The 9,564-nt window shown below is 61.4% G+C and carries 11 protein-coding genes and 1 pseudogene; 7 read left to right on the top strand and 5 right to left on the bottom strand.

What is annotated here, in order from left to right; translation table 11 throughout:
* A pseudogene (locus KGM94_RS20000) lies at positions 1–1,106 on the bottom strand (guanylyl cyclase); the annotation flags it as partial.
* A gap of 100 nt (positions 1,107–1,206) precedes the next feature.
* On the opposite strand from KGM94_RS20000, the gene KGM94_RS20005 reads away from it, so the two are divergent.
* A complete protein-coding gene (locus KGM94_RS20005; RefSeq protein WP_300263298.1) occupies positions 1,207–2,268 on the top strand; it encodes a TRAP transporter substrate-binding protein in 1,062 nt (353 codons plus the stop codon).
* 350 nt (positions 2,269–2,618) lie between these two features.
* Positions 2,619–3,821, top strand: a complete 1,203-nt coding sequence (locus KGM94_RS20010) for an ABC transporter substrate-binding protein (protein WP_300263300.1) — start codon at positions 2,619–2,621, stop codon at positions 3,819–3,821.
* Between the two features lie 24 nt (positions 3,822–3,845).
* Here the strand turns inward: KGM94_RS20010 and KGM94_RS20015 are convergent, their stop codons facing one another.
* Both KGM94_RS20015 and KGM94_RS20020 read right to left on the bottom strand, forming a co-directional pair.
* Positions 3,846–4,523, bottom strand: a complete 678-nt coding sequence (locus KGM94_RS20015) for a hypothetical protein (protein WP_300263302.1) — start codon at positions 4,521–4,523, stop codon at positions 3,846–3,848.
* 185 nt (positions 4,524–4,708) lie between these two features.
* Positions 4,709–5,377 (bottom strand): hypothetical protein, encoded by a 669-nt coding sequence (locus KGM94_RS20020; RefSeq protein ID WP_300263303.1) that lies wholly within the window; start codon positions 5,375–5,377, stop codon positions 4,709–4,711.
* An 884-nt stretch (positions 5,378–6,261) separates the two neighbouring features.
* On the opposite strand from KGM94_RS20020, the gene KGM94_RS20025 reads away from it, so the two are divergent.
* A complete protein-coding gene (locus KGM94_RS20025; RefSeq protein WP_300263305.1) occupies positions 6,262–6,564 on the top strand; it encodes a hypothetical protein in 303 nt (100 codons plus the stop codon).
* A 176-nt stretch (positions 6,565–6,740) separates the two neighbouring features.
* The gene (locus tag KGM94_RS20030) at positions 6,741–6,872 is read left to right on the top strand and encodes a hypothetical protein (protein WP_300263307.1); all 132 of its coding nucleotides are present in this window, start codon (positions 6,741–6,743) and stop codon (positions 6,870–6,872) included.
* 48 nt (positions 6,873–6,920) lie between these two features.
* Here KGM94_RS20030 and KGM94_RS20035 read toward each other — a convergent pair whose 3' ends face one another.
* Positions 6,921–7,145, bottom strand: coding sequence for a hypothetical protein (locus KGM94_RS20035; protein WP_300263310.1), 225 nt, complete (start codon positions 7,143–7,145; stop codon positions 6,921–6,923).
* Between the two features lie 410 nt (positions 7,146–7,555).
* Between KGM94_RS20035 and KGM94_RS20040 the strand changes: the two genes are divergently transcribed.
* The 3 genes from KGM94_RS20040 (at position 7,556) to KGM94_RS20050 (ending at position 9,190) form a co-directional block, all read left to right on the top strand.
* Complete coding sequence (locus KGM94_RS20040; RefSeq protein WP_300263311.1) at positions 7,556–8,146, top strand: formyltransferase family protein; 591 nt, start codon at positions 7,556–7,558, stop codon at positions 8,144–8,146.
* 203 nt (positions 8,147–8,349) lie between these two features.
* Entirely contained in the window at positions 8,350–8,700 is a 351-nt protein-coding gene (locus KGM94_RS20045) for a hypothetical protein (RefSeq protein WP_300263313.1), read from the top strand.
* Complete coding sequence (locus KGM94_RS20050; RefSeq protein ID WP_300263315.1) at positions 8,645–9,190, top strand: hypothetical protein; 546 nt, start codon at positions 8,645–8,647, stop codon at positions 9,188–9,190. Before KGM94_RS20045 ends, KGM94_RS20050 begins: the two co-directional genes overlap by 56 nt.
* A 24-nt stretch (positions 9,191–9,214) precedes the next feature.
* On the opposite strand, the gene KGM94_RS20055 is transcribed toward KGM94_RS20050, so the two are convergent.
* Positions 9,215–9,564: RidA family protein (locus KGM94_RS20055; protein WP_300263316.1), on the bottom strand; the 350-nt coding region annotated here is incomplete at its 5' end.

Genomic DNA, 9,564 nt, shown 5'->3' on the forward strand with positions numbered 1-9,564 from the left:
GCGACCGGTGCATGGAGACTGCCGCCCGCAATCGCGAGCGTGCCTTCGCTGAGCCGGGTCAGGCGATGCACGATGTTGCGGCCGACATAAAGCCAAACGATCAGGACAGAGGTCAGCAGGCTCAGACTAACGAGCGCGAGCAGCACGCGTGTGCTCGTGCGCTGTACGGAGAGCGCATCGCTGGTCGCGTCGGCGATGTCCTGTTTCGCCGCACTTGCGAGCTGGTCAACCGCCGCCACCAGCTTTTTCGACAGATCGACATTCTCGGCGAGACGCTTTTCGCCATCGGCAACCAGTCCAAGTTCATGCTTGCGCGCTTGCGGAATCGAGTTTGAGCCCTCGGCAAATTCGCGGAGCCTCGCAACCTGTTCCAGGAATAATGGCGTGAGCTTGGGATCGAGCTTCGCTGCGGTGGCGTCGAGATCGCGCAGGGTGCGACCTACCTCGAAAGAGAGCACGTTGAGACGCTGCGGCTGCTCAGTGGTCGAGGCTTCGATCAGCGCATCGACGGCGGCTGAGAATTGTTGCTGCGCGCTCTGAGTCGAACGCTGCAACCGGATCAAGGCGGGCAGCCGCGGGGCCTCGTTCGTTTGAAGCGCCAGGAGCAGACCCGATATCTGGCCGTCCATGATCGACAGCCACGGCCCGAGCAGCCGCTGGGTCGCATCGCTCGTTTGAATGAGCTGCCCACGCAGCGTCCCGATGCGCTCATTTGTATCGAGCCGACGCGCCACCAAATCCTTGAGCTCCGTCAGATTGGCTGTCAGCGATACAATGAGCGGTTCGATCTCAAGGAGCGCGACAAGCTCTGCCCGATCATGCTTCAAATCCAGCAGCTTCTTGTTCAAGTGGTCCGTTTCGGCATTGAGTTTTCCGATGACTTCGTCGCGTCGTGTGCGGTCGGTCGCCGTGAGAAGCGCCGGCGCCGCCGCGATAATGCGTTCGGCCGAACGCGACAGCTCGAGCGAGGTCAGCGTAGGGGGGACGCTCGCGTCGACCAAAGCAATCCGTTGGCCGACATGTCGGAAGGCATAAATGCCGGCAGCGGCTGCCAGCACGGCAAAGGCGCTGATACCGAAGAACGCAAGCAGGAGTCGTGCCCGCACCCCCGGATTCCACCGTGTACCCAGCCGCCGAACCATGTGTTACATTATCACAACGCGGTACGGCGGTCTAACCTCTGCTCTCGACCTTTGGGGGATGCCAATGAGGCGACGGGATGCTCTGGCAGGACTCGTTGCCGCCGGCTTTTCGGCTCCTGCGATCGCGCAGGGAAACCGAAAGCTGACCATGGTGACTGACTGGCCCGAGGACATGCCAGGTCTGATCTCCACGGCCCATCATTTCGCCCGGACTGTCGGCGAAGCGTCGAAGGGCCGGATCACCATCGAGGTGTTTCCTGCCAACGCCATGGTCCGTGCGTTCGAGACATTTGATGCCGTGTCTGCAGGCGTCGCCGACATGTATCACTCGTATGACGGCTATTTTGAAAATAGATCAATGGCGCTCGACTTCTATTGCGGCGTGCCATTTGGCTTCACCGCCGACGAGCTGTCCGCCTGGGTGCGCTACGGTGGCGGTCAGGAATTGTGGGACGAACTCAGTGGTCAATTCAACATCAAGCCGTTCCATTTCCTCAGCACCGGGACTCAGATGGGCGGCTGGTTCAATCATGAGATCAGCTCGCTCGAACGCTTCAAGGGGCTGCGCTACCGGATGCCGGGACTTGGCGGCGAAATCCTGCGGCGGCTGGGCGCAATCGTCGTCAGTCTGCCGGGCGGCGAAATTGCACCGTCCCTCAAATCCGGCGCCATCGATGCAAGCGAATGGATTGGGCCCTGGATCGACATGGCCACCGGGCTGCACCAAGTGGCTAACTATTACTACTATCCAGGTTTCCACGAGCCGGGGACTGCTCATACGCTCGGGATCAATAGACGGGTGTGGGACAGCTTCGATGCAGGCGACCGGCGACTTTTCGAGACTTGCGCGGCCGCCGAATATACGCGCTCGCTGGCCGAGTTCAATGCCAACAATGCGATATCGCTTCGCAAGCTCCGGGACGAAGGCAAGGTCAAAATCATCAAATTTGATGACGCTGTTCTGAAAGCGCTGCACGAGATCAGCAAAGGCGTGGTTGCACAGGCTGGTTCCGGCGATGCAATTTCCAAAAAAGTTTACGCGAGCTACCAGCAGTTTCGCACCTTGATCATGGACTGGAGCGACATCTCCGAACGTGCCTATCTGAACAGCCGGAGTCTTGCCTGACTCTTCGCCGAAGCGGACGATCGAAACGTCAGAAAGTCCTTGCCAAGGCACCGTCCACACATGACCCACCATGGAAGTTGGCGCGGATGTCGAGAGATGCGGGTTCATGTGCCAGCGTTTCAAAATTTATCTCAGGCCGTACACCACCCTCAGATTCTTGGACTGATTGCGACCATGCAAACCGGCGCGGCCGGCTATGAGACGCAAGACAAGAGTCAGTCGCAATCGCAGGTGGGTCTCGCCGCACGCCGCTGATATTGCCTTCGCAGCGAGCGAGTGCATAGGATGGCATCCGTCAAAGATCATGATCGGAAAGATCAAGCCAACAACAAGTGGGGGGAGACGAAGGGATGCGCTTTCAATGTATTGCCGCATTTGTGGCTGTGTCGCTGGCTCTGGCGGGGACCGCATACGCGCAGAAGGCATACGATACGGGCGTCACCGATACCGAGATCAAGATCGGCAATACCATGCCTTATTCCGGACCGGCTTCCGCCTACTCGTCACAGGGGCGCGCGGAAACCGCCTATTACAAGATGATCAACGCCAAAGGCGGAGTGAACGGGCGCAAGATCAACTTCATCACCTATGACGACGCCTATTCTCCGCCGAAGACGGTTGAGCAGACACGCAAGCTGGTCGAACAGGACGAGATCTTCGCCAATTTCGGCTCGCTCGGCACCCCGACCAATACCGCGATCCACAAATACCTGAACCAGAAGAAAATGCCGCATCTGTTCGTGTCAACCGGGGCTGCCAAGTGGAACGATCCGCGGACCTTCCCATGGACGCTGCCGCTCTATCCGAGCTACCAGATGGAAGGACGCGTCGCCGGCAAGTATGTCGTCCAGACGAAGCCGGACGGCAAGATCGCGATCCTCTATCAGAACGACGATTTCGGGAAAGACTACGTCAAGGGCTTCAAGGAAGGGCTCGGCAACAAGGTCGCGCAGGTCGTGATCGAAAAATCTTACGAAGTCACCGATCCGACGCTCGATTCGCAATTGGTCGCGTTGAAGGTCTCGGGTGCCGACGTGCTGTACGCGATCACGACCCCGAAATTCGGCGCTCAGGCGATCAAGAAGGCCGGCGAGTTGAATTGGAAGCCGCTCTTCCTCATCGCCAGCGTGTCAAGCTCCATCAAATCCGCGCTCGAGCCGGCGGGCATCGAGAATTCCACAGGCCTCGTCACCGCCATCGCCGGAAAGGTAGCGTCGGACCCGCGCTGGAAGGATGCGCCGGACATGAAGGAATTTCTCGCTTTCGTGAAGGAATGGATGCCTGGCGAAAATCCGGACGACGCCTCGCTCGGAACCGGCTACGGGTCGGCCTGGATGACCGTGAAGGTCCTTACCGAGTGCGGCGATAATCTCACGCGGGAGAATCTGATGAAGGTCGTCACCCGCCAGAACAACGTCGCGGTTCCGCTGCTTTTGCCCGGCATCACGCTCACAATCACGGCAGACAACTACGCCGGCTACGGCCAACTGCAGATGGTTCGCTTCGATGGCAAGACATGGGAGCCGATCGGTCCCGTCATCAGCGCCGAATGAGGCCAGGCTCGGCGACTTTCGCCTTCAACTCTCCGGGGCGGACGTCGCCGCCGGCATGCTCAGGGGAGCTCCACCGACCGAAACAGGTCCTACCGGTCTCGATTGCCGGGCCATCCGTTTGCGGATCACCACGGATAGTCGATAGCGAGCATGCGCCTTTCGAATGGAGGACGTGACGTCCGACATCATGACGTCTTGCAGCGAGCTGACCTTCGCGATGAGCGTAGAGAGCTGCGCGGATATCTTCTTCACGTCGACCCGCTCATCCGTGATGCTCTGTCGCAGGGACGCGAAGAGAGTTGAGTCCTGCTGCAGCAGGGCCGTGTTTTGCTGCAATGCCTGATTGTTCTCCTGCAGCGAAGCAGCATGTTGCTGCTGGGCCGCCTGAATATCCTTCAAAGCGGCGACAACAGGGTCCGGTCTTGGCGCGGGCGCTTTCTGGCGCGGAAGCAATTCGGCCAAACTGCCGACATCCGGCAACCGAAAATCAGACGGCGACGTATAGATGGCCGCCGAGCCATTGATGGCCAAGGCGCATACCGACAGCGCCAGGACCGATTTCCGGCTGGACTGCTTGCTCGGTACCGCAGCTTCGGAGGCTGCGGGTTCGGAGGCTGCGGGTTCGGAGGCTGCGGCTGCGAGTGCTGCGGGGTCGAGGAGTTCGACCTCGCTGTACGCTACTGATGTCGTGGTCACGTGCATTGACCTCAAACGAGCGAGCAAAAGGTAGCTGTTCGCCGGAACGTCCTCGCGACGGCTCCTCTACGCAGCACCCATCTACAACTGTCTCCAATTGTGCGTTTTCGGGATTAATTCCACGTTAGCGGCTCGAGCGCTTGGCCTGCACAGCCAGCCTCGGTCGATTACGGGGTTCCGGGTTCGAACGGCTATTGTGGATGCGATTGGATAGTGCCAGGCACCTTGCGGCGATAGGCGAAGAAGCCGAGTCCGCAGGAACCGAGGAGCATCATTGCCCACGTGGAGAGCTCCGGGACATCTCCGACCTGGGTCAAGGAAACGTTGGTCACATATTCATTCGGCGTGCATCCGTCATCGCAAGCTAGCCACGGCCGGGTGATGAGGATTTCCAGCTTGTGGCTGCCCGCCGTCGTGCTGGTCGCAAACGTCAGGGTATCTCGACGAATGGTGCCATCAGTCGGGCCGGAATCCCAGGTTGCCATCACCACATCGTCGAGAAGTGCCTCGAATACGCCTCCGGAAAGGTTGCCCGTGCTTCTGTATGAAGCGAGCGATGCCGAGAAGTCGATCAGACCAGCGCTCGTCGCAACGTACTGATACAGACCCCCGCCCTGCTGTCCGGTGCGGAAGGTGTTCTGGCCAACATCGAACTTTGCGGCATTCTGCGCGCCCGCTCCCGTGACGTCGTACGATACGACGCTCGGATTGCCCGTGGTGCCGTTTGCGGTCGTGAACAGCACCCAATCCGCAAAATTGCCGCTGGCGAACCTACCGTTCTGGACCAACTCCACTGCATTGGCTGCGTGAACGCCAAGAAGCGCTCCCCCGGCAGCGAGCAGAATTGATCTCGGATTCATTGAAACAACTCTCAACGTTCAAAAACACAAAACTTCAACCCGGACAATCTTTGCTATCAAAACAGGAGCCGCCCTCGACGCGCTCGGGTAGCGCAAGCTGACCTATTGCCATCGACCACGCTATCGCGCGGCCGGCGCCCAACCGGAGCATCTTCCTGCGCCGAGCCGCGCTCGATATTTCGAGCTCGTCAGCACCGTGGGCCTGCGCCGTTCGCCAAGATTTTCTTAAAGACGATTGTCTTCGCTAGGCGCAGTCCCCAACCGGGACTACACTTCCAAAAAACAGCCCCCGCCTGCCGCGAAAAAAATAATCTTCTCAAACCAATGCGGGGGCGTCAATTGCGCCGGTCGATGATTCCGTTCCGGAAGTCCGCGAGACCCCGATGGCTCAGCGATATTGACCAATTGCAAATATCAACCAAAGACGATCCTCTCGTGCTTGTTCGGGACTCCTGATCGGGGACGCGCCAGCGCGACCGGCCGCTCTTGTTCACATGCAGCGGCACTGACCGTCCGCGGCTCGTTCCGAGCCTGCGAGCGGCCGCGCGTGCAGCCGTCGGAGTTGCCCGCGTGCCGTTTGCGTCCGCCGCCGGGCATTGCTAGATGGAGCGGCCGAGCACGCATACCCTGGGGTAGGCTGATGGCACGGCACTCGGCCGCCCGGTCACGGGCGGCCGTGACCGTTCTCAGTTAAGCAGCAAGTACTTAACTGTCCGTCTTCATCTTTCGGATCATATATGACGGCGCCGGATTTTTTGTCGGAAGCCGGGCTCGAAAACGGCCGCGGCCGGCACGTGCAAGACCCGACAGCTGCGGCTTGCGCATTTCCGATCTGTTCATCGGTCGGCGGTTAGATCGGCACTCCCGATTCCCGATCGCCCCCGATGCCGGATCTCAATGCCGTCCTTGCCAAGCTCAACGATCGCCTCCTGCGACTGGAAGGCGAACTCTTCGTCCTGCGCTCGCTGGCCAGGGCGACGCTGACGGCCACGGACGAGTCGTCCGGGCGGATGCGCAAGCTGGTCGAGGCTGCAAAGATCGCGCTCGAGGATGAAGCCCGGCGTCCGCTCGACAGGCCGACCCGGAAATATGTCGAGGCGGCCTCGGCTTTGGTCGAGGAACTGCTCGTCGAACCGACCCAGGCGCGACCGCTGTTCACGGTGATCGACGGCGGCCGGACGGATTAAGACCTGGGCAATATGAGATTTCCTCTTGTGCAACGGAGCCGCCTGCGCGAATTGGCGGAACGCCGCATCGCTTGATAGGGTGGAGCGGCAGAACGGGCGGCATGGTGCCGCCCGCAGAGCGGCGCGCAGTCCAGATGCAAGTCTCGTTCGTTCGGTTTGCCGGCTATGGATTGGCCATGGCGGCCATTGTGGCAGGCACGCTCTACCTGCTGTTCGGGCCGCTGCTCGGAGATCGCATCACCGACGCGCTGGCGGACGCCTGCATCCGGGCCAATAATGGCGTGGTCTATTGTTTCGATCCGCCCTGACATCCGGAACGGATGTGTGCTGATGATTTGGCCGGGAGCCGAAGGATTTCACGCCGAGGCCGCGGCCGGCTCCGTCGATCTCAGTCGGACCAATCCCGCCTCAATGATCGCGATCTCCTCTTCGATCTGGCCGATCGGCAGGCTGAAATCGTAGCCGGACCGTCCCTTCAGGTCGACCGCGAGGCGCTGCCGGTGCAGCATCAGTTCCTCCAGGCCACGGCGGTTCTTCAATTTCACGTAGGTCTCGACGATTTGCTCGATCGCGCGCGACATCTCGTTGCATTCCAGAAACAAAACCCGCCGGGTGTGATGCCGGCGGGTGAGGATTGGCGTCGCGGTACGCAATACAAATCCGCGACGGATTCGTCGATACGCCAGGCCGGTTGAAAACTCGTTACTCCCGCGATCCGAACTGCGTGGACGCTGCTCGCTGACGCAGGCAGACGCAGCGAAGGAATGCGCGGCGCAATGGAGCGCCTCATTTCTCCTGCACGTACGCCACGACCGATCTGATCACCCCGATCAGCGCGCCGGCCACGACCGGACGCCACGGATCGGGCCGGGTTTCGATCGGCCCGCGTGCGACGCATTGTTGATAACCCCTGCAAGCCGCCGACAGGGGGTGACAGCCCGTCCCGACGTGTTATCGGGTGACACCGCACTTGCGAGACGGATGTGGACCCATGCGCATTACCCTTGTCGGCTCCCGCCATTTCGGCGTGACCACCCTGAACATGCTCCGTCAGCACGGCGTCGACGTCGTCCGGGTCGTGGTCGCCGATGGCGAGGATCGCCTGGCCGCCACTGCCCGCGCCGCCGGCATCGAGGCGGTGGTCCAGGCCAACCCGAAGCTCGTGGTGGCCTCCGAGATCGCGCCCGACACCGACCTGATCATCACGGCGCATAGCCACGCCCGCGTCGCCAAGGAGGCGTTGGCCGCAGCCAGGCTCGGCGGCATCGGCTACCACCCCTCGCTTCTGCCGCGTCACCGCGGCATGGCTGCGGTCGAATGGACCATCAAGGAGGGCGACCCGATCGCCGGCGGCACGGTCTATCACCTCGCCGACCGCATGGACGCGGGCGCAATCGCCGCGCAGGACTGGTGCTTCGTGAAGAAGGGCGAGACGGCACGGCAATTGTGGGAGCGTGCACTGGCCCCGCTCGGGCAGAAGCTGCTCGCCGAGGTCATCGACTACGTCAAGGTCCACAAGGCGCTGCCGGCCAAGCCCCAGGACGAGGAATTCGCGACCTCGGCGCCGAACCTCTCCCACTGAGAGAGCTGGGTCGATTCACACTTTGGCCGGATTAACCTCAAAAGGCAGCCGAATCGCTCGTTTTCAGCTCTGAAAACGCGCTCAGTGCTACAAATAAACCATTGTCTCAAAAGACTTATTTTCTTTTTGGCCACGCAGCAAATTTCGGTCACATTTGCCTCGAATAAGCGTCAACATCTCAGACATATCCGAGGACAGAATTCATGCGTTTCGATCGCATTGCGTTGATCACTGCTGCTTCGATCTTTACCGGCGCCCTCGTCACGCCCACCTTCGCCCAGAGCCCCTATGACGGCAACTGGCAGGTCACCATCAAGACCTACACCGGCAGCTGCGAGCCGACCGCAAGCTCGATGCTGACGGTCGCCGATGGCAAGATCTCCGCAGCGGGCGCCAACGTGTCCGGCAGCATCGGCCGCGAGGGTCTTGTGCGCGTTTCAATCAATGGTGCATATGCCAACGGTCAACTCAGCGGCAACGCCGGATCGGGAAAGTGGAATGGAGCATCGGCAGGCATACCGTGCAGCGGGCGGTGGGAAGCATCGCGCCAATAATTCAACAGTAGCGCGCACGCTGATGCGGCGGCTGTCCCTGGTGGCCGCCGTTTTGTTTGCAACATCGCTTTCGGGCGCACCGAGCCACGCACAATCGGGCCCATTCGCGCCCTTGGCCGGCAACTGGAGCGGCGGTGGAACCGTCAACCTCGAGGACGGATCGACCGAACGGATCCGTTGCCGGGCCAAATACGCTCCCTACGGTCCGGCGATGGAGATGACGCTGACCTGCGCGAGCGACGCCTACAAGTTCATTCTCTCGGCCAACGTCCAGGCGGCGGGCAGCGCCATTACCGGGACGTGGAGCGAGGCCAGCCGCAACATCAGCGGCAGCTTGCAGGGCCGCGGCGGCGGCGGGAACTTCGAGGTGGTGGCCAGCGCCGCCGGTTTCAACGCCAATATTGCGCTGCGGACGAGCGGCAACAGGCAATCGGTGGCGATGCGGGCCGACAGCCAGTTTCGCGCCGCCAACATCTCGATGTCGCGCTAGCGTCGTCTCGTTTTCGCGCGTCGCTCAGCCGGGTACAAAGGCCGTGACCTCGATCTCGACCTTTGCCCGCGCATCGACCAGCCCGCCGATATAGAGCAGGGTCGACGGCGGGAAATTGCGCCCGAGCGTCTCCTTCCAGGCGGCGCCGATGCCGGCGCCCGCCGCCTCGTATTCGCTGCGGCTGGTCAGGTACCAGGTCAATCGCACGATGTGTTCCGGCCCGGCATTCGCCTCCGCCAGCAGCTTGACGATTCGCTTCAGCGCCGTGGCCACCTGCGCCGCCATGTCCGGCGCATAGTCGCCCTTGTCGTCGCCGCCGGTCTGACCGGCCAGCACCACCCATCGGCCCGGGCCCTCCACCGCGACGCCATGGG

The sequence above is a fragment of the Bradyrhizobium sp. genome, from assembly GCF_028868675.1.
GTDB lineage: Bacteria > Pseudomonadota > Alphaproteobacteria > Rhizobiales > Xanthobacteraceae > Bradyrhizobium.